The 19,046-nt window shown below is 72.9% G+C and carries 16 protein-coding genes; 9 read left to right on the forward strand and 7 right to left on the reverse strand.

Annotated elements, in window-relative coordinates; genetic code table 11:
* The first annotated feature begins 34 nt into the window (after positions 1-34).
* Positions 35-1,300: an MFS transporter gene (locus AC0VY3_RS08115; RefSeq protein ID WP_475549295.1), complete on the forward strand. Its 1,266-nt coding sequence runs from the start codon at positions 35-37 to the stop codon at positions 1,298-1,300.
* 13 nt (positions 1,301-1,313) lie between these two features.
* On the opposite strand, the gene AC0VY3_RS08120 is transcribed toward AC0VY3_RS08115, so the two are convergent.
* Both AC0VY3_RS08120 and AC0VY3_RS08125 read right to left on the reverse strand, forming a co-directional pair.
* The gene (locus tag AC0VY3_RS08120) at positions 1,314-2,792 is read right to left on the reverse strand and encodes a carboxyl transferase domain-containing protein (RefSeq protein ID WP_475549296.1); all 1,479 of its coding nucleotides are present in this window, start codon (positions 2,790-2,792) and stop codon (positions 1,314-1,316) included.
* On the reverse strand, positions 2,785-4,269 hold the full coding sequence (locus tag AC0VY3_RS08125; RefSeq protein ID WP_475549297.1) for an acyl-CoA synthetase: 1,485 nt from the start codon (positions 4,267-4,269) through the stop codon (positions 2,785-2,787). Before AC0VY3_RS08125 ends, AC0VY3_RS08120 begins: the two co-directional genes overlap by 8 nt.
* 362 nt (positions 4,270-4,631) lie before the next feature.
* Here AC0VY3_RS08125 and AC0VY3_RS08130 point away from each other — a divergent pair, with 362 nt between their 5' ends.
* On the forward strand, positions 4,632-7,121 hold the full coding sequence (locus tag AC0VY3_RS08130) for a PQQ-dependent sugar dehydrogenase (protein WP_475549298.1): 2,490 nt from the start codon (positions 4,632-4,634) through the stop codon (positions 7,119-7,121).
* On the forward strand, positions 7,118-9,280 hold the full coding sequence (locus tag AC0VY3_RS08135) for a glycoside hydrolase family 99 protein (RefSeq protein ID WP_475549299.1): 2,163 nt from the start codon (positions 7,118-7,120) through the stop codon (positions 9,278-9,280). Before AC0VY3_RS08130 ends, AC0VY3_RS08135 begins: the two co-directional genes overlap by 4 nt.
* Positions 9,281-9,359: 79 nt before the next feature.
* Here AC0VY3_RS08135 and AC0VY3_RS08140 read toward each other — a convergent pair whose 3' ends face one another.
* Positions 9,360-10,583, reverse strand: a complete 1,224-nt coding sequence (locus AC0VY3_RS08140; RefSeq protein WP_475549300.1) for an MFS transporter — start codon at positions 10,581-10,583, stop codon at positions 9,360-9,362.
* A gap of 129 nt (positions 10,584-10,712) precedes the next feature.
* On the opposite strand from AC0VY3_RS08140, the gene AC0VY3_RS08145 reads away from it, so the two are divergent.
* Complete coding sequence (locus AC0VY3_RS08145; RefSeq protein WP_030078115.1) at positions 10,713-11,144, forward strand: Lrp/AsnC family transcriptional regulator; 432 nt, start codon at positions 10,713-10,715, stop codon at positions 11,142-11,144.
* A gap of 65 nt (positions 11,145-11,209) precedes the next feature.
* On the opposite strand, the gene AC0VY3_RS08150 is transcribed toward AC0VY3_RS08145, so the two are convergent.
* The 3 genes from AC0VY3_RS08150 to AC0VY3_RS08160 all read right to left on the reverse strand — a co-directional run bounded on the left by AC0VY3_RS08150 (position 11,210) and on the right by AC0VY3_RS08160 (position 14,532).
* Positions 11,210-12,718, reverse strand: a complete 1,509-nt coding sequence (locus AC0VY3_RS08150; RefSeq protein WP_475551651.1) for a sensor histidine kinase — start codon at positions 12,716-12,718, stop codon at positions 11,210-11,212.
* A 76-nt stretch (positions 12,719-12,794) separates the two neighbouring features.
* Entirely contained in the window at positions 12,795-13,832 is a 1,038-nt protein-coding gene (mreB, locus tag AC0VY3_RS08155) for a rod shape-determining protein (protein WP_103507022.1), read from the reverse strand.
* A 130-nt stretch (positions 13,833-13,962) separates the two neighbouring features.
* Complete coding sequence (locus AC0VY3_RS08160; protein WP_103507023.1) at positions 13,963-14,532, reverse strand: hypothetical protein; 570 nt, start codon at positions 14,530-14,532, stop codon at positions 13,963-13,965.
* A gap of 124 nt (positions 14,533-14,656) precedes the next feature.
* On the opposite strand from AC0VY3_RS08160, the gene AC0VY3_RS08165 reads away from it, so the two are divergent.
* On the forward strand, positions 14,657-15,421 hold the full coding sequence (locus tag AC0VY3_RS08165) for an SCO2400 family protein (protein ID WP_475549301.1): 765 nt from the start codon (positions 14,657-14,659) through the stop codon (positions 15,419-15,421).
* 9 nt (positions 15,422-15,430) lie between these two features.
* Here the strand turns inward: AC0VY3_RS08165 and AC0VY3_RS08170 are convergent, their stop codons facing one another.
* Entirely contained in the window at positions 15,431-15,862 is a 432-nt protein-coding gene (locus tag AC0VY3_RS08170; RefSeq protein ID WP_103507491.1) for a MarR family winged helix-turn-helix transcriptional regulator, read from the reverse strand.
* Between the two features lie 131 nt (positions 15,863-15,993).
* On the opposite strand from AC0VY3_RS08170, the gene AC0VY3_RS08175 reads away from it, so the two are divergent.
* The 4 genes from AC0VY3_RS08175 (at position 15,994) to AC0VY3_RS08190 (ending at position 19,030) form a co-directional block, all read left to right on the forward strand.
* Complete coding sequence (locus tag AC0VY3_RS08175; protein WP_242739535.1) at positions 15,994-17,013, forward strand: NADP-dependent oxidoreductase; 1,020 nt, start codon at positions 15,994-15,996, stop codon at positions 17,011-17,013.
* Between the two features lie 100 nt (positions 17,014-17,113).
* Positions 17,114-17,542: an organic hydroperoxide resistance protein gene (locus AC0VY3_RS08180; protein ID WP_006124225.1), complete on the forward strand. Its 429-nt coding sequence runs from the start codon at positions 17,114-17,116 to the stop codon at positions 17,540-17,542.
* 82 nt (positions 17,543-17,624) lie between these two features.
* On the forward strand, positions 17,625-18,425 hold the full coding sequence (locus AC0VY3_RS08185) for an EI24 domain-containing protein (protein ID WP_475549302.1): 801 nt from the start codon (positions 17,625-17,627) through the stop codon (positions 18,423-18,425).
* The gene (locus tag AC0VY3_RS08190; protein ID WP_030078135.1) at positions 18,422-19,030 is read left to right on the forward strand and encodes a LysE family transporter; all 609 of its coding nucleotides are present in this window, start codon (positions 18,422-18,424) and stop codon (positions 19,028-19,030) included. Before AC0VY3_RS08185 ends, AC0VY3_RS08190 begins: the two co-directional genes overlap by 4 nt.
* Positions 19,031-19,046 lie beyond the last annotated feature (16 nt).

A 19,046-nucleotide genomic window follows, 5' to 3' on the forward strand; every position in this document is an offset into this window, starting at 1 on the left:
CGGCCCGCCGGGAAGGCGCTGGCTACCATCCCGTGTGACCGAAACGAGCGAACCACCTGTACACCGCAGCCATATATTCGCCGACCTGACGCCGCTGCGGGCCTCCCCCGACTACCGGCGGCTCTGGTTCGGCAACACCGTCTCCTGGATCGGCCAGGGCATGACGGCACTGGCCGTCTCGCTCCAGGTCTACGACATCACCGGGTCCGCGTTCTCCGTGGGGCTCATCGGGTTCTGCTCGCTCGTGCCCCTCGTCGTCTTCGGGCTCTACGGCGGGGCCGTCGCCGACACGGTGGACCGGCGCAAGCTCGGCCTGTTCAGCGCCACCGGGTCGTTCGTCCTCTCCGTCGTCCTGGCGGGCGCGACCGTCGCGGGCGTCGAGCACGTCGGTCTGCTGTACGCGATCGTCGCCCTCCAGGCCGTCTGCTTCGCCCTCAACGCACCGGTCCGCTCCTCGATGATCGCCCGGCTCCTCCCGGCCGAGCAGCTGCCCGCCGCCAACGCGCTGACCACCATGACCAGCACGACGGGCACGCTCGTCGGCCCGATGCTCGGCGGCCTGATCGTCGGCTGGTGGGGCTACCGCGCCGCGTACACCGTGGACGCCGTCTGCTTCACCGCCTCCCTGTACGCCATGTGGCGGCTGCCCTCGATGCTGCCCGACCGGCAGAAGAGCGTCACGGGCAAGCGGGCCTCCGTCCTGGACGGACTGCGCTTCCTCGGCACCCGGCCCAACCTGCGGATGACCTTCTTCACCGACCTGTGCGCGATGGTCCTCGCCCACCCCCGCGCCCTGTTCCCGGCCGTCGCCGTCCTCTGGTACGGGGGCGACGCCCGGACCACCGGACTCCTCGTCGCCGCCCCGGCCCTCGGCGCCCTGCTCGGCGGGGTGTTCTCCGGCTGGTTCGGCCGGGTCCGGCGGCACGGACTGGCGATCCTGCTGGCCGTCGGCTCCTGGGGCACCGCCATCGCCGTCTTCGGGCTCACCCGAAACCTCTGGCTCGGGCTGCTCTTCCTGGCGCTCGCCGGATGCGCCGACACCATCTCCATGGTCTTCCGCAACACCATGCTCCAGGCGGCCGTGCCCGACGAGATGCGCGGCCGGCTCCAGGGCGTCTTCATCGTCGTCGTGGCGGGCGGCCCCCGCCTCGGCGACTTCCTGGCCGGTTCCGTCGCCGACCTCGTCTCGCCCGTTGTCGCCGTCACCGGCGGCGGCATCCTCTGTGTGACGGGCGTGGCCCTGCTCGCGCTGAAGTGGCGCGCCTTCGCCCGCTACGACGCCCGCGACCCCCAGCCGTGACCACGTCTCCGGCTCATCCGGCGATCGAGCGGGCGAAGCCCAGATCCACGAGGTCCTGCGGGCGCAGCCGCAGCTGGTCGGCGGTGGCCCCGGTCTCCGACGGCGGCCGCTTGAGGATCGCGGCAGCCAGTTCGGGCGCGATGACCGAGAAGTAACTGTCCGCCGTGACATGGGTGTTGCCGGGAGCCGCGAGAGCCAGCGCCCCGCCCGAGCCGCCCTCGCCGATCACGAGTGTGGTCACCGGCACCCGGGCCGCCGCGATCGCCGCGAACGTCTCCGCGATGGCCGCACCCGCCCCGGCCCGTTCCGCCTCGGCGTCGTTGGCCGCGCCCGGGGTGTCGACGAGCGTGAGGACCGGGACGCCGAGCCGGTCCGCGAGCCGGATCGTCCGGGCCGCCGTACGGTATCCGGCCGGGCGGGTCGCGGTCCCGCACTGCGCGACGTACGCCACCGGGCTGCCGTCCGCGCGCAGCCCGAAGCCGCACAGCAGCCCCGGGTCCGTGCCGCCGCACCGGTCCCCGTGCAGGGGCATCCGCACGGCGAAGTAGTCGGCCAGATACGCCTGGGCCCGCGGCCGCCGGGCGTCGCGGGCCCGCGCCACCGCCTCCCGCCCGGTCTCCGGCAGCCGCGCGTTGGCCGACGGTACGGGCAGGGCGCGGGGCACCGGGGCAGCGGGCAGCCCGGGCGCGGGCGGCGTCGTGTGTGTGTCGGCGTCGGGTGCGTCGGCCCGGGGCGCCTCGGCCCCGGGCGCTCCGGACGGGTCGTGCGGGCCGGTGCCGGACGGCTGTGCGCTGGTCACCACGTGCGGCCCGAGCGCGCGCAGCCAGTGCGTCACCGTGGCGGTCAGCTCGTCGGCCGGTACCACCGCGTCCACCTGGCCCGCCGCGAACTGGCCCTCGGCGCTGTACGCGTGCGGATCCGCGTCCGCCGGCCGTACCCGCGACCCGGCGAAACCGACCTGCGCGCCCGGCAGGGTCAGCACCACATCCGCGCCGGCCCCCACCGTGGCCCAGCCGCCGCCGGTGGTCGGATCGCGGACCACGGCGATCTGCGGGAGCCCGGCCGCCCGCAGCCGGGTGGCGGCGGCGGCCACCCGCTGGAGCTGGGTGAGCGCGACCATGCCCTCCTGCATCCGGCTGCCACCGGTGGCGACCAGCGCGAGCAGCGGCAGCCGCCGGGTCAGGGCCAGCTCGTACGCGGCCTCCAGCCGGTCGCCCGTCCGCCGGCCCAACGACCCTCCCAGGAAGCCGAATTCGAAGGAGAGGAGCACGCACGCGCGGTCGCCGACGACCCCGGTGCCGTACACCACGGACTCCTCCTCGCCGGTCCGCGTCCGGGCCCGCTCGCGCGCCGCGTCGTAACCGGCCCAGCCGAGCGGTCCATCGGCCGGCAGATCGCGCGGCGGCGGCAGATGCTCGGTGAAGCCGGCCGGGCCGGTGAGCAGGGTGACGGCCTCGCGGGCCGTCATCCGGGCGGGGATCCCGTCAGGCACGGAGCGACCTCTTCATGATCTTGCCCAGGTCGTTGCGGGGCAGGGCGTCCAGGTAGCGCACGGTGCGCGGGCGCTTGTGCGGGGCGAGCTGGGCCGCCACATGGTCCGCCAACTCCTCGGCGGGGGGTGGAGATCCGGGGTCGGCCGCGACCACCCAGGCAACGACCCGTTCGCCGAGGTCGGCGTCCTCCTCGCCGGTCACGGCCGCTTCCCGGACCCCGGGGTGGGCGAGGAGCACGTTCTCGATCTCGCCCGCGCCGATCTTGTAGCCGCCGCTCTTGATCAGGTCGGTGGCCTTGCGCCCGACGATGGTGACGTACCCGTCCGCGTCCACCGTGCCCACGTCGCCCGTACGGAACCAGCCGTCCGCCGTGTGCGCGGCGGCGGTGGCGTCGGGCCGGTTGAGGTAGCCGGTGAACAGATTCGGCCCCCGCACCTGGATCTCACCGATCGCCCCGGCCGCGTCGAGCACCGTGCCGTCCTCCTCCGCCAGGCGCAGCTCCACCCCGGCGAGCGGCGGCCCCACCGTGCCCGGGCGCGGCACGCCGTCCGCCCGGATCCCGGTGTTCATCAGGGTCTCCGTCATCCCGTACCGCTCGATCACCCGCCGCCCGGTCGCCGCGGCGATGCGTTCGTGGTCGTGCACGGGCAGCGCCGCCGACCCGGAGACCAGCAGCCGCGCCGACGTCAACGCCTGTGCCAGCGCGTCCCGTTCGGCGGTGCCCGCGGGCGCGTCCAGCACCTCCGCCAGCCGGTGGTACATCGTCGGCACGCCGAACAGCATGGTGGAGCCGGAGCCCAGCTCACGAGCCACGCCGCCGGACGAGAACTTCCCCAGGTGACGCAGGGAGCCGCCCCGGCGCAGCGGGCCGAGGACGCCCAGGATCAGCCCGTGGACGTGGAACAGCGGCAGTGCGTGGACCAGGACGTCGTCGCCGGTCCACCCCCAGGCGTCCTCCAGCGCGTCCAGCGACGCGGCGACGGCCCGGCGGGGCAGGACGGCTCCCTTGGGCGGGCCGGTGGTGCCGGAGGTGTAGACGATCAGCGCGGGAGCCTCGGGGTTCTCGGGGCCCGCCGCGCCGCCCGCGCGCCCTTCCGGACCCTCCACCGCCTCCCGCGCGTCCACCGTCACCCGCCGCAGCTTCTCCAGCGCGGGCGGCAGTACGTCGTCCGGGCCCGCCAGCACCACCGTGGGCGCGCTGTCGGCCAGGATGTGCGCCAGCTCACGCTCCCCGGTACGCGGGTTGAGCGGTACGGCAGGCACTCCGGCCCGCAGTGCTGCCACCACCGCGATCACCGTCTCCGGTGTCGGGGTGGCCCAGACGGCGACCCGGCCCGCGTCCGCGATACGGGCGGCGAGCGCGGCGGCGGCCCCGGCCAGCCGGCCGTAGGTCAGGGAGAGATCACCGAAGCGGACGGCCTCCCGGGAGGCCGCCGGGCCGGTGGGGGACTGGAGCGCGGGAAGAAGGAGGGTCACGCCGAAAGCCTAGAGCTTCGAGGCGGACCGGACCGGGTTCAGGTCCCGCCAACTCGCTGCACGGAGCACCGAACCGGAATTTTGACACGACCTTGACAAATTATTTTTGCGTTGCCAGCATGCAAAAAGCCTGCCCGGCAAGAGCGTTGGAGCGCTCTCCGGAAGCAAGAATCTGCCTGCGCCCGTGCACCGGCGCAGTCGTCGCACGCCTGCACACCGCATGCCCGTACACCGTGCCCCGCACGTCGTACACCCGCATGCCCGCACGCCGTACGCCCCGCGCGCCGGGCCCCGTACGTCGCAAAGCGCGACAGCGCCTTGCCTGACAGACCCCACGTACCGTCAGGAAGGAACGACCGACCATGTCACCCGCACCCCCACGGTGGTCCAGATACGCCACCGCCCTCGCCGCACTCCTCGCGGCCACGCTCGCCGTCCCCGCCGCAGGCCCGGCTCTCGCCGCCGACCCCGAGGCCCGCGCCCCGCGCATCGCTTCCGACATCCCGGCCGCCGACTACCAGCAGGTCCAACTCGCGCTCGGAGCGGCCGAACTGGGCGAGGCCATGTCGCTCGCCGTGCTGCCGGACCGGTCCGTTCTGCACACCGCCCGCGACGGCACGGTCCGGCTGACCGACGCGGCCGGGTCGACGAAGACGGCGGGCAAGCTCGACGTCTACACCCATGACGAGGAAGGCCTCCAGGGCATCGCCGTCGACCCGGGGTTCTCGGCGAACCGCTATGTCTACCTCTACTACTCGCCGCTCCTGGACACCCCGCCCGGCGACGCCCCCACCACCGGCTCCGCCGCAGACTTCGCACCGTGGAAGGGCCACCTCAACCTCTCGCGCTTCGTCCTCAAGGCCGACGGCACCCTCGACCTCGGCAGCGAGAAGGTCGTCCTGGAAGTCGAGAGCGACCGGGGCCAGTGCTGCCACGTCGGCGGTGACATCGACTTCGACGCCGCCGGGAACCTGTATCTGACCACCGGCGACGACACCAACCCCTTCGAGTCGGCCGGCTACGCACCGATCGACGAACGCACCGACCGCAACCCGCAGTTCGACGCCCAGCGCTCCTCCGGCAACACCAACGACCTGCGCGGAAAGCTGCTGCGGATCACGCCCACGGCGGACGGCGGCTACACCGTCCCGGCGGGCAACCTCTTCGCCCCCGGCACCGCGAACACCCGCCCCGAGATCTACGCGATGGGCTTCCGCAACCCGTTCCGGATGTCCGTCGACCGGAAGACCGGAGCCGTCTACATCGGCGACTACGGTCCCGACGCCGGAACCACCGACCCGAACCGGGGCCCCAGCGGCCAGGTCGAGTTCAACCGCGTCACCGAGCCCGGCAACTTCGGCTGGCCGTACTGCACGGGCACCAACACGCCCACGGAGACGTACGGCGAGTACACCTTCCCCAGCGGTCCCGCCGGGGCGAAGTACGACTGCGCCGCCGGCCCCGCCAACAACTCCTTCCGCAACACCGGCCTCGCCACCCTGCCCCCGGCCCAGCCCGCCTGGATCCGGTACGCCGGTGACGCGGGCTCCCCGCCGGAGCTCGGCGGCGGCTCCGAATCCCCGATGGCCGGACCCGTATACAACTTCGACGCGAACCTCGACTCCGCCGTGAAGTTCCCCGCCTCCCTCGACGGCCGCTTCTTCGCCACCGAGTACGGCCGCAAGTGGATCAAGCCGGTCGAGGTGAAGGCCGACGGATCACCCGGGACCATCGACACCTTCCCGTGGACCGGCACCCAGGTGATGGACTCCGCGTTCGGACCCGACGGCGCGCTGTACGTCCTCGACTACGGCACCGGAGCGAACAACCAGGCGCTCTACCGCGTCGAGTACCTCGCGGGCAGCAACCGATCCCCGGTCGCCGAGGCGGCGGCCGACACGACCTCCGGGCCCACCCCGCTCGCGGTCTCCTTCTCCTCGGCCGGCAGCGCCGACCCCGAGGGCGGAAACCTCAGCTACGCCTGGGACTTCGGCGACGGGGCCACCTCCACCGACCCCGACCCCAGTCACACCTACACCACCGCCGGGACCTTCAGCCCGACCCTGACCGTCACCGACCCCGAAGGGCTCACCGGCTCCGCCAGCCTCGTCGTCACGGCAGGCAACACCGCGCCCACGGTCACCCTCACCACCCCTGCCGACGGCAGCCTGTTCTCCTTCGGCGACTCCGTCCCCTTCACCGTGACCGTCAGCGACCCCGAGGACGGCACGGTCGACTGCTCCAGGGTCAAGGTCACCTACCTCCTCGGCCATGACAGCCACCGCCACCAGATCACCTCGAAGAACGGCTGCTCCGGCACCATCGACGTACCCGTCGACGGGGAGCACGACAGCGCCGCCGACATCTACGGGGTCTTCGACGCCGAGTACACCGACGCGGGCGGGCTCACCACGCACAGCGACTCGATCCTCCAGCCCCGCCACCGCCAGGGCGAGCACTTCGCGGCCCGGAACGGCATCGAGATCGCCCCGCACGGACCCGCCGAGGGCGGCGCGGCGGTCGGCTACACCGACGACGGAGACTGGGTCTCCTTCACGCCGTACGTCCTGTCCGACGCCACCTCCATCACCGCACGGGTCGCCTCGGGCGGCGCGGGCGGCACTCTGGAGGTACGGGCCGGCTCCCCGACGGGCACCCTGCTCTCCTCCCTGCCCGTCGCCCCGACCGGCGGCTGGGAGAACTACGTGGACGTCACGGCGGACGTGAACAACGCGCCCACCGGATCCACCGAGCTGTTCTTCGTCTTCACAGGCCCGACAGGTCAGGGCAGCCTCTTCGACCTGGACGCCTTCACCTTCAGCACCCAGGGAGCACAGGTGAGCGACCGATGAGACAAGCCCGCATCCGCCGGCTCGCCTGCGCCGTGGCCCTCGCCCTCGGAGCCGCCTTCATCGGCCCCGGCGTCCAGAGCGCGGCGGCCGCCGACCCGTACCAGGTCCTGGTCTTCTCCAAGACCGCCGGATTCCGCCACGACTCCATCCCGGCGGGCATCACCGCCCTCCAGGAACTCGGCGCGGCCAACGACTTCACCGTCAACGCCACCGAGGACGCCACCGCCTTCACCCCGCAGAACCTCGCCGACCACGAGGCCGTCGTCTTCCTCTCCACCACCGGCGACGTCCTGAACGACACCCAGCAGAGCGCCCTGAAGGGGTACGTGGACGGCGGCGGCGGATTCGTCGGCGTCCACGCGGCGGCCGACACCGAGTACGACTGGCCGGAGTACGAGGACCTGGTCGGGGCGTGGTTCCAGAGCCATCCGGCGATCCAGGAGGCCCGCCTCACCACCGAGGACCACATCCACCCGGCGACCGCGCACCTGGACGACACCTGGACCCGGACCGACGAGTGGTACAACTACCGCTCCAACCCGCGCGACAGCGTCCACGTACTCCAGTCGCTGGACGAATCCAGCTACGGCGGCGGTGAGATGGGCGGCGACCACCCGATCACCTGGTGCCACCCGCAGCAGGAGGGCCGCTCCTTCTACACCGGGCTCGGCCACACCATCGAGTCCTTCGCCGACCCGGACTTCCGTCAGCTCCTGCTCGGTGGCGTGCAGTACGCGGCCGGAGCCGTCGAGGCGGACTGCGGGACCGGCGACCCGGGCCCGGACCCGGGCGGCGACAGCGCGGAGGCGGAGGCGTACACCTCCTCCTTCGGCGTCCAGAGCGCCGCCCACGGTTCGGCGAGCGGCGGAGCCACCCTCGGCTACATCGACGACGGCGACTGGGCGGGCTACTCCTCCCTCGACACCGCCGGGGCCACCGCCTTCACCGCCACCGTCTCCTCGGCCGGCGCGGGCGGCACGATCGAGGTCCGCTCCGGCTCCGCCACCGGGCCGCTCCTCGGCTCGGTGGACGTCGCCCCGACCGGCGGCTGGGAGACCTTCACCGAGGTCACCACCGCCCTGACCGCCGGCACGGGCCCGCTGTTCCTGCGGTTCACCGGGGGAGCGGGCGCGCTCTTCGACGTCGACCGCTTCACCCTGACCCGCGCGCCGGACGCCGAGGCCGAGGGCTCGTCCAACGTGCACCTCTTCTACTACCCCTGGTACGGCACCCCCGAGGGGTCGGGCAGCTGGCGGCACTGGCAGCAGGGCGGCCACACCCCGCCCGACTCCATCGGGGCCGATCTCTACCCGAAGCTCGGCCCGTACGACTCCGGAGACATCGCCGGAGCCGTCGACCAGCACATGGAGTGGGTGAAGCGGTCCGGCGCGGGCGTCATCGTCTACAGCTGGTGGGGGCAAGGGGGTTACGAGGACGGTCTCGCCGGTGACGTCCTGGACGCCGCCGCCCGCCACGGCATCGAGGTCGCCTGGCACATCGAACCGTACGGGAACCGCACCGCGGCCTCCGTCGTCGACGACATCGCCTATCTGGAAGGGAAGTTCGGCGACCACCCGGCGTTCTACCGGGACGCGGCCCACGGCGACCGCAACGCCTACTACATCTTCGAGAGCCTGAGGATCCAGGACTGGTCGGCCCTCGACGCCGTCAAGGACACCGCCATCGTCCTCGCCCAGACCACCGACACCAGCAAGGTCGGCCACTTCGGCGGGATCTACACCTACGACGGCATCGCCGGGGCCACCGCCCCCGGCTGGAAGCAGGCCGGCGACTACGCCAAGGCCAACGGCCTGGTCTGGGCCCCCTCGGTCGCCCCCGGCTACATCGACGACCGGGCCGTCCCCGGCAACACCACCCCCACCCTGGGCCGCGCCGACGGCGCCTCCTACGACCTGGAGTGGAACAACGCCCTCGACCCGGCCATCGGCGGCGACCCCACCTGGGTCTCCGTCACCTCGTTCAACGAGTGGCACGAGGGCAGCTCCATCGAACCGGCCTCCTCCACCCCGCCCCCGGGCCACGGTTACGAGACCTTCGACGGGGCTTACGGAAAGACCGGTGAGGCCGCCGAGACGGCCTACCTCGACCGGACCGCCTACTGGGCGGACCGGTTCGAACAGCGGCTCCGGCAGCGCTGACACTGACAGCGCGCACCGGGCACGCACACGAACGGCCGCGTTCCGGCGGGAACGCGGCCGTTCTTCCGTGCCCGAGGTCTCACCCGTCGCGCTGGATGTTCCGCATCCGCCCGTACGCGTACACACACCCCGCCAGCGCCAGATCCGACAGCAGCATGAAACCGATCGCGTAACTGTCCTTGGCGCTGTAGATCGCGCCCATCACCAGCGGCGGCACAAAGCCGCCCAGCCCGCCCATCGCGCCGACGATGCCCGTCACACTGCCCACCTTCGGCTGCGGCGTCACCTGTGAGACCAGGGCGAACACACTGCCGCTCGCGGTGCCGAGCCCGGCCGCCATGGCCAGCAGCGCGATCGTGCCGACCGGGTTCAGCGGCGGCTCGAAGGCCTGCACGATCGCCATCAGCGCGGCCAGCAGCAGGGCCGCCGAGGTCACCAGCGCCGGATGGGCCCGGTCCGAGAGCCAGCCGCCGATCGGCCGGAAGACGACCGTGACCAGGGCGAAGCCGGCCGCCTTGGTGCCCGCCTCGGTCGGCGACATCTCGTACCAGGTCTTCAGATACGTCGGCAGATAGACGCCGAACGCCACGATGCCGCCGAAGCCGATCGCGTACAGCGCCGACAGCTCCCAGGTCACCCGCAGCTTCCCGGCCTCGCCGAGCCGGTGCGCCAGCGTGTCCGTGGGGATCTTCCGGCCCGGGTGGTCGGTCACCAGCACGGCGGCCACCAGCGCGAACACCACCAGCGCGCCCGCCACCACGAGGAAGGGCAGATCGTCGCCGTGCTTCGCGATGCGCGGGGTGAAGTAGCCCGACAGCGCCACCCCGCCCATGCCCATCCCGAACACCCCCAGCGCGAAGCCCCGCCTGGCGGGCGGGAACCACGCGTTGACCAGCGGAACGCCGATCGCGAACGTCGTGCCGCCGAGCCCGAGGAGAAAGCCGACCGCGAGCATCGCCCCGTAGGAGTTCTTCGCCGGGATCAGCAGCAGCACCGGCACGATCGTCAGCGCGGAGACCAGCGGGAACATCAGCTTCGCGCCGTACTTGTCGGTGAGCGCCCCCACCGGGATCCGGCCGAGCGACCCGACCAGCACCGGCACGGCCACCAGGAACGACTGCTGGAACGAGCTGAGCCCGAGCCGGTCCTTGCAGTCCCCGGACATCGGCGCGATCAGGTTCCACGCCCAGAAGGTCAGCGCGAAGCCGACCGTCGCCAGGACGAGGTTGCGGTACGCGGCCGGGGACGGCGTGGCTGCCGCCGGGGCGGGCGGCTCGGGGGACTGCTCGACGGAGGTGTCCACACCGGCAAGTCAAGGGCGCAGGGCACCGCACGGCCCCCCCCGGGCTGCGCCGACCGGGGGACAGCGGGTGTCCGCTGCCTCGCACGGCTTCCCTCAGCCGATATCGCCGCAAGCTGGGACAATCACGGTATGGATCGGCTGGACAGGGAAATCCTCGGCATTCTCCAGGAGGACGCCCGGATCTCGTACCGGGATCTGGGCGTACGGGTGGGGCTCAGCGCCAACGCGGCGGGCGACCGGGTCCGCCGGATGCGCCGCGACGGGGTCATCCGCGGCTTCACCGTCATCGTCGACCCGGCCGCAGACACCCGTTCGGGCCTGGTCGTCTTCATCGATGTGACGCTGCGCCTCGACACGACGAACGAGGAGTTCGAGCGCTCGGTGCTGATGCTGCCCGGGATCACGGAGGTGGTCCATGTGACGGGCGGCCACGACTACCTCGTACGGGCCACCGCCGCCGACCCGGGAGCGCTGGACACACTGCTGCGCCGCCTGAAGCGCGAGGCGGGCATCGCCCACTCCAACACCCGGATCGCGCTGCGGGCGGCCCCGAAGCACTGAGACCGGGGCCGGGGCCCGCGCACTCCCGGACCGGGGCCGCCCGCCGGGCCCTCGGGGCCCTCGGGTCAGAGCGGGGCCTGCCAGGTCACCGTCGTCGGCCGCCCGTCCTCGCCGCGCCCGTCGTCCGAGACCACCAGCCGCACCCCGGTCCGCCCGTCCGGCAGCCGGACCGTGGCGTCCACCTCCACCTCGATCGCCGAGACCCCGGGCCTGCGGTGCGCGACGGCCAGCGCCCCGCGCAGGGCGGCCAGCAGCTCCTTGCCCGTCTCCGCGCCCACCAGCGCGTCCACCGCCCCGGTGAACTGCACCGACGGCGGGAAACCCAGCAGGGCCGCGGCACCCCCGGTCTCCCGCAGCACCCGGCCCCGGAAGGTGCTCGGGGCCTCGGCGGGCGGCTGCTGAAGGGCGAAGATCGCGGTGCGGACCTCCTGGATGGTGGAGTCCAGCTCGTCCACCGCCCGGCCCAGCAGCTCCCCGGCCTCCGCCTCCGAGGCGGCCCGCCGCCGGGTCGACTCCAGCATCATCTCCGTGGCGAAGAGCCGCTGGACCACCAGATCGTGCAGGTCACGGGCGATCCGGTCGCGGTCCTCGTACACCGCGAGCTGCTCCCGGTCGGCCTGCGCGTCCGCCAGCACCAGCGCCAGCGCCGCCTGCGAGGCGAACTGGGTCGCCAGCAGCCGGTCCACCTCCGTGTAGGGGCGCTCGCCGCGCCGCCGGGGCAGTGCGAGGGTGCCGATGAGCCGCCCGCCGCTCTGCAGCGGCAGCATCATGCTGGGCCCGAACCGGGAGCGCACGTCGGTGGTCATCCGGGGATCGTTGGCCGAGTCGTCGATGAAGACCGGTTCGCCGCCGAGCAGCTGCACCAGCACGGCGGAACCGGGCTCGATCACCGTGCCGACGATGCCCGCCGGATCGTCCAGCGTGGAGGCGGTGACGATCTCCATGCCGCCCTCCTCCGTCGGCTGGAGGATCACCCCGGCCGACGCGCCCGCCAGCGCCCGGGCCCGCTCGGCCACCGTCATCAGCGCGTCCGCCGCGTCGGTGCCGGTCAGCAGGGCTGTGGTGACGGCCGCCGCCCCCGCGATCCAGCGCTCCCGCTGCCGGGCCGTCTCGTACAGCCGGGCGTTGCCGATCGCGATGCCGGCCTGGGCGGCGAGGACCCGCAGCAGCGCCAGGTCCGTGTCGGAGAACGGCCCCGACGGCTTCCCGGCGAGGTAGAGATGGCCGAACACCTCGGTGTGCACCCGGATCGGTGCCCGGAGAAAACTCCGCACCGGCGGGCCGCCCGACGGGCCGCCCGGTGCGCGACCCGGCGAACGGCCCGGCGGACGGCCCGGCCGGGTCAGGGTGGCCGGCCGCCCGGCGGGCTCGTCCGGGAAGAGGTCGAGGTGGCGCCGCTCCGCCTCCGTCATCCCGGCGGTGTACAGACTCTCGATCCGGTCCCGGTCCGGGTCCAGCACCCCGAGCGCGCCGTGACGGGCCCCGGTCAGGGCGGCGGCCGTGTCCACGATCTGCTGGAGGGTGGAGCCCAGCTCCAGATCGCTGCCGACATTGAGGACCGCCTCCAGGAGCATCGGCAGCCGCCCGGCCGCCGCCGGGCCGGGCTCCACGGGCCCCTTCACGCGCGCCGTCCGGGCCGTGACGACGGGCTCACCCCGCCAGCGGGTTGAGGACCATCGGCTGGATCTTGCCGTCCAGCATCGCGCCCAGACCGAGCACCGAGCAGACGTCGGGGCGCTCCGCGATGTGCACCGGCATCCCGGTCGCGTCGCGCAGCATCTGGTCGAGGCCCGGGAGCAGCGCGCTGCCGCCCACCATCATGATCCCGCGGTCCGCGAGGTCGGCCACCAGATCGGGCGGGCAGTCGCGGAGCACCTTGCCCACACCGTCGAGCACCGCGGTGAGCGGGGTGTGGATGGCCTGCCGCACGGCGGCGGTGTCGACCTGCACCGAGCGGGCCAGCCCGGTCGCCACGTCACGGCCGTGGATCTCGGTGAGGGCGGGGCCGGTGAGCTGGATGCCGTTGCCGTGCAGCGCCAGCTGGAGCGGGCGCACGGACTGGCTCGGCAGCAGCAGCTCGTGGTGCTGGCGCAGATGCTGGATGATCGCCTCGTCGATCGCGTTGCCGCCCACCGGGATCCGGGCGGCGGTCACGATCGAGCCGAGCGAGAGCACCGCGATCTGGGTGGTGGCGGCCCCGCACACCATGATCATGGTGGCGGTCGGCTGCTCGACCGGCAGCCCGCAGCCGACGGCCGCCGCGATCAGCGTGTCCACCAGCTCGACCCGGCGCGCGCCGAGCCCGACCAGCGTCTCCACCGTCGCGCGCTGGGCCAGCGGATCCGCCTCGTGCGGGGTGCAGGCGGCGGCGCGCAGCCGGGGCTTGCGCCGCAACTGGCGGCGGAGCTTGTCGCCCAGCAGATGACGCAGCATCCGCTGGGCCATCTCGATGTCGACGACGGTGCCGCCGGAGACCGGGCGGGCCACCCGGATGTACTCCGGGGTGCGGCCGGTCATCTGCTCGGCGAGCGCGCCGACGGCGATGAGGGAGCCGGTACGGGTGTTGACCGCGGCGACGCTCGGTTCGTCGACGACGAGCCCGAGCCCCTTGACGTACACCCGGGTCCTCGCGGCCCCGAGATCGACGGCGACATGGCAACGCTGCAACTGCTCAAGGCTGACGGTCACGGCGAGTTCTCCCGAGAGCGCGGATGGGGGCACCGGCGGCAGCCGGTCTCTCCTTGCATGGTCGCGCCGTCCGGCCCTTCGCGCGCGCTGAGCTGCGCCGTAAGAGGGCGGGAGCTGACGGCTCCTCAGCTCAGCGGGCCGGCGGCAGCCGCTGGAACAGGCCCCAGGTGAACTCGGCCACGCGCTCCTGTCCGGTGGCCGGGTCGGTGACCGCCAGCGACCAGCGGGTCGGGGCACTGCCCTCCATCGGCCGGGCCGGCGGAAAGGCGCGGGCCGCCTCGTCCACGGTGCACGACCAGGGGCGCAGATCCGTTACGGAGGTGAGGTCCGGGCCGGCCGCGCCCGGCGCCCGCACCAGCCACTCGTTCCACACAGCCCCGCCCGGACCGGCCATCACCTCGAACCGCAGATCCGGCCAGAGCGGCACCGGCCACAGCAGCGCCTCGCACTCCAGATCGCCGACCCGGCGCGGCAGGGTCAGCTCCGGTTCGCCGAGCACCGAGCGGTAGCGCCGCAGCGATCCCCGCCCCCGGGGCGCGCGCACCATGGCCTGCCAGCGGCGGTTGGCCTCCCGCATATCGGCGAGCGAGGCGCTCAGTTCGTGCCGGGCCTCCTCGACCAGGCCGGGCTGGAAATCGGCCATCCGGCGCAGCAGGACGAGCTGGAACTGGAGGGGGCCGAAGGGGGCGGGAGCGGTCATGTGGCCCATCCTCCCGCGTGTCAGGCGTATCGGACCGGCTGCCACCGGAATCCGTTCTTCCTCACACAATCCTCACCTGGGCGGCTTCCCCGGTTGTTCCGCGCACGCCTAACCTGCGGGCGCCATGGATTACTGCCACCCGTGCCGACGGCATCTCAACGGAGCCCTGGCCTGCGCCGGGTGCGGTACGCCCGCGGAGGCGCTGGGCCCCTACGCGATGCCCGCGGCCGGCGGCCCCGCCCCGGACGAGCCGTACGGGACGGCCGCCCCGAACGACGAGGCCGACGCCCCCCGCCGCACCCGGCGGGACGCCCGGCGGGAGGCCGCACGCACGCCCCGCCCCGGCTCCCGGCGGAAGGCCGGGCGGTCCGGCCGGTCCGGGCGCGGCAGCCATCGCCGGCGCGGCCGTACCGTCCTGCTCGCCGCCCTCGGGCTGCTCCTCGCGGCCGGTGCGCTGAGCCTGGCGGAACTGGCCCTGGAGCCCGGGCGGGACGACACCGCCGCCGACTTCGTGAGCGACGCGTCGGGCGGTCCGGCCGACCCCGCGCCGCAGGAGTCGTCCGCCGACGCGCCCCGCGATCCCGGCCCGGTCGGCACCCGTGCCGGGGCGACCACCGGCCCCGGCACGGACGCCTCACCGGCCGGCACCCGCGGCGGAAGCCCGTCGAAGTCGCCGAGCCCCGAGGCCTCCGGCACGGACGAGCCCACCGCCTCACCGGACCCCGACGACCCGGACCCGTCCGAGGCCCCCGACAGTCCGCCCGCCGATCCGCCGGCGCCGGGTGACCCGGAGGAGCCGACGACCGCGCCCCCGCCGCCCCCGGCCGAGCCGACGCCCACCCCGACGCCGTCCCCGACCTGTACCCGCTTCCTCTGGTGGTGCACGTAGGCGCGACGCCTACGGGGTGTCCTCGCCCAGCATCCGGCGCAGCAGATCCCGCAACACCGTGCGCTCGGCGTCGGAGAGCCCGGCCAGCGGCTCCCGGGCGAAGTCCAGCGCGTCCCGCAGCTCGCGGGCCGTACGCCGGCCCTTCTCCGTGGCGGCGGCCAGCTTCACCCGCCGGTCGGCCGGATCGGGCCTGCGCTCGACCAGCTCCCGGGTCTCCAGCCGGTCGATGATCCCGGTCACGTTCGACGGCTCGCACTTCAGCCTGAGCGCGATCTTCCGCATCGGCAGCGGCTCCAGCGAGAGCAGCCCGAGCACCCGTGCCTGCGCGCCCGTGAGGGAGTGCTCGGCGGCGGCCCGGTCGTACTCCTCGTGGTAGCGCGCCACGACCGTGCCGATGAGCTCGACGACCTCGAGGGTCAGGGTGTCTGTACGAGTGGCCATGGACGACAGCGTACCGATTTACTTGACATCATGAAATATTCAGGAGCATGGTTGTTTCATGTCATGAAGCTTTTCGTGCCGTACGGCGCGGAGGCCCACCCCCCGTAGGACATTGAGGAGAACCCGAGCCCATGTCTGCAGCACTTCCCACGTCCAGCCGTGAATGGCACCTCGTCGCCCGCCCGCACGGCTGGCCCAAGGCCGAGGACTTCGCGCTGCGTGAAGCCGCGGTCGCCGCTCCGGCCGAAGGCCGCATCCTCGTCCGCAACAAGTACTTCTCGGTCGACCCGTACATGCGCGGCCGGATGAACGACGTGAAGTCCTACACCCCGCCCTTCAAGCTCGACCACCCCATGGACGGCGGCGCGGTCGGCGAGGTCATCGCCTCGAACGCCGAGGGCTTCGCCGTCGGCGACCACGTCCTGCACGGCCTCGGCTGGCGCGAGATCGCCGACCTGCCCGCCAAGCACGCGGTCAAGGTCGACCCCGACATCGCCCCGCTCTCCGCCTACCTCGGCGTGCTCGGCATGCCCGGACTCACCGCTTACGCGGGCCTGTTCGAGGTCGCCTCCTTCAAGGAGGGCGACGCGGTCTTCGTCTCCGGCGCGGCCGGCGCCGTCGGCAGCCAGGTCGGCCAGCTGGCGAAGCTCAAGGGCGCCTCCCGGGTCATCGGCTCCGCCGGCTCCGACGAGAAGGTCAAGCTCCTCGTCGAGGAGTACGGCTTCGACGCCGCGTTCAACTACAAGAACGGGCCGGTCCGCGACCAGCTCAAGGAAGCCGCCCCCGACGGCATCGACGTCTACTTCGACAACGTCGGCGGCGAGCACCTCGAAGCCGCGATCTCCTCGTTCAACCTGCACGGCCGCGCCACCATCTGCGGCATGATCGCCCAGTACAACTCCACCGAGCCGACCCCCGGCCCGAGCAACATGGCGCTCATCATCGGCAAGCGGCTGCGCCTCCAGGGCATGCTCGTCGGCGACCACGCCCACCTCCAGGGGCAGTTCGTCCAGGAGGTCGCCGGCTGGCTGGCCTCGGGCGAGCTGAAGTTCCAGGAGACCAAGGTCGAGGGCATCGAGAAGGGCTACGACGCCTTCGTCGGCCTGCTGCGCGGCGAGAACACCGGCAAGATGATCGTCTCCCTGGTCTGACCCGTCTCCTGCCCTCACCGGCCACGCGTTAGGCTCGTCCGCAGGCCGTCGCGATCGTGGGCGCGAGTCGCGGCGCACCAACCGGAGGAATCGTCACACCATGACCATCCAGAAGATAGACGTCGCCTACACCGCCGTCGCCACCGCCGAGAACGGCCGCGACGGCCGGGTCTCCTCCGACGACGGTCAGCTCGACGTCGTCGTGAACCCGCCGAAGGCCATGGGCGGCAGCGGCGCGGGCACCAACCCCGAGCAGCTCTTCGCGGCGGGCTACAGCGCCTGCTTCCAGGGCGCGCTGGGCGTCGTCGCCCGCCAGGAGAAGGCCGACATCTCCGGCTCGACGGTGACCGCCTCGGTCTCCATCGGCAAGACCGAGGCCGGCGGCTTCGGCCTGGAGGTCGCGATCAGCGCCTCCATCCCGAACGTCGACGCCGCCACCGCGCAGGCGCTCATCGAGAAGGCCCACCAGGTCTGCCCGTACTCGAACGCCACCCGCGGCAACATCAAGGTCGAGCTCTCGGTCGCCTGACCGCAGCGTCTTCGCGAGAGGACCGCACCCCACCGAGGGGTGCGGTCCTCTCCGCTTTCCGCACGCCAGTACGCTGACGCCCATGAGCGATCTCGGGGCAGGATTCGGCTACTTGATGAAGGGGCAGCGCTGGGTTCTCCAGCACGGGCGGTGGTTCGGCTTCGGGCTGCTGCCCGGACTCGTCACCCTCGTCGTCTACGCCGGAGCGCTGATCGGACTCGGTTACGGGGCCGACGACTTCGTCGGCTGGGCGACCCCGTTCGCCGACGACTGGTCCTCGCCCTGGCAGGGCATGCTGCGCACCGGGCTGACCGCGCTCGTCTTCGTCTTCGGTCTGTTCCTCGCGGTCATCACCTTCACCGCCGTGACCCTCCTGATCGGCCAGCCCTTCTACGATTCGCTCTCCGAGGAGGTCGAGCGCGGCGAGGGCGGCGAGGTCCCCGAGTCCGGACTGTCGCTCTGGCAGGAGCTGTGGATCTCCGCCCGCGACTCCGTACGCATCCTGCTGCGCGTCGCCCTGTACGGCATCATCCTCTTCGCCTGCGGTTTCATCCCGGTCGTCGGGCAGACCGCGGTTCCCGCGATCGGCTTCTGCGTCTCCGGCTACTTCCTGGCCGAGGAACTGACCGCCGTCGCCCTCCAGCGCCGGGGCATGGTCCTCAAGGACCGCCTCGTCCTGCTCCGCGGCCGCCGGCTGCTGGTGCTCGGCTTCGGCGTCCCGCTGGTCCTGTCCTTCCTGATCCCGTTCGTCGCGGTGTTCCTGATGCCGGGAGCCGTCGCCGGGGCCACCCTGCTCGCCCGCGACCTGGTGGACCCGGCTCCGGAGCCGGATCCCGGCGCCGGCAGCGGTGACGCTCCGGCGCCACGGGCGTGGTCCACGTGACCGAGCTCCTGGCGGTCGCCGCCATCACCGTCCTCGCGGTCGTCTCCCCGGGAGCCGACTTCGCGATGGTCGTCCGCAACAGCTATCTGTACGGGCGCACCACCGGCGTCCTCGCGGCCACCGGGGTCGCCGCGGGCGTCCTGGTCCACGTCACGTACACGATGCTCGGCGTGGGGCTGCTCATCGCCTCCTCGACCGCCCTGTTCACCGCGGTCAAGCTGGCGGGCGCCGCCTATCTCATCTACATCGGGGTGCGCACCTTCCTAGCCCGCGCCGACCTCGACGTCGATCTGACGGACCGGCCGGGGCTCTCCCCGTTCGGGGCGCTGCGCAGCGGGTTCCTGACCAACGCCCTCAACCCGAAGACGACCCTGTTCGTCGTCGCGACCTTCACCCAGGTCGTCGGACCCGGCACGGCACTCTGGCAGCAGGCTGGTTACGGACTCTTCATGGCCGCCGCCCACCTCGGCTGGTTCGCCCTGGTCGCGCTGTTCTTCTCGCACTCCCGGCTGCGCGGCGCGATGCTGCGCCGCCAGAAGGCGCTCAACCGGTCGATCGGCTCGGTCCTGGTCGGCCTCGGCGTCACCCTGGGCCTGGCCCGCTGAGCGCAGCGCCCGAGGA

The organism is Streptomyces sp. iso_384 (genome assembly GCF_056172905.1).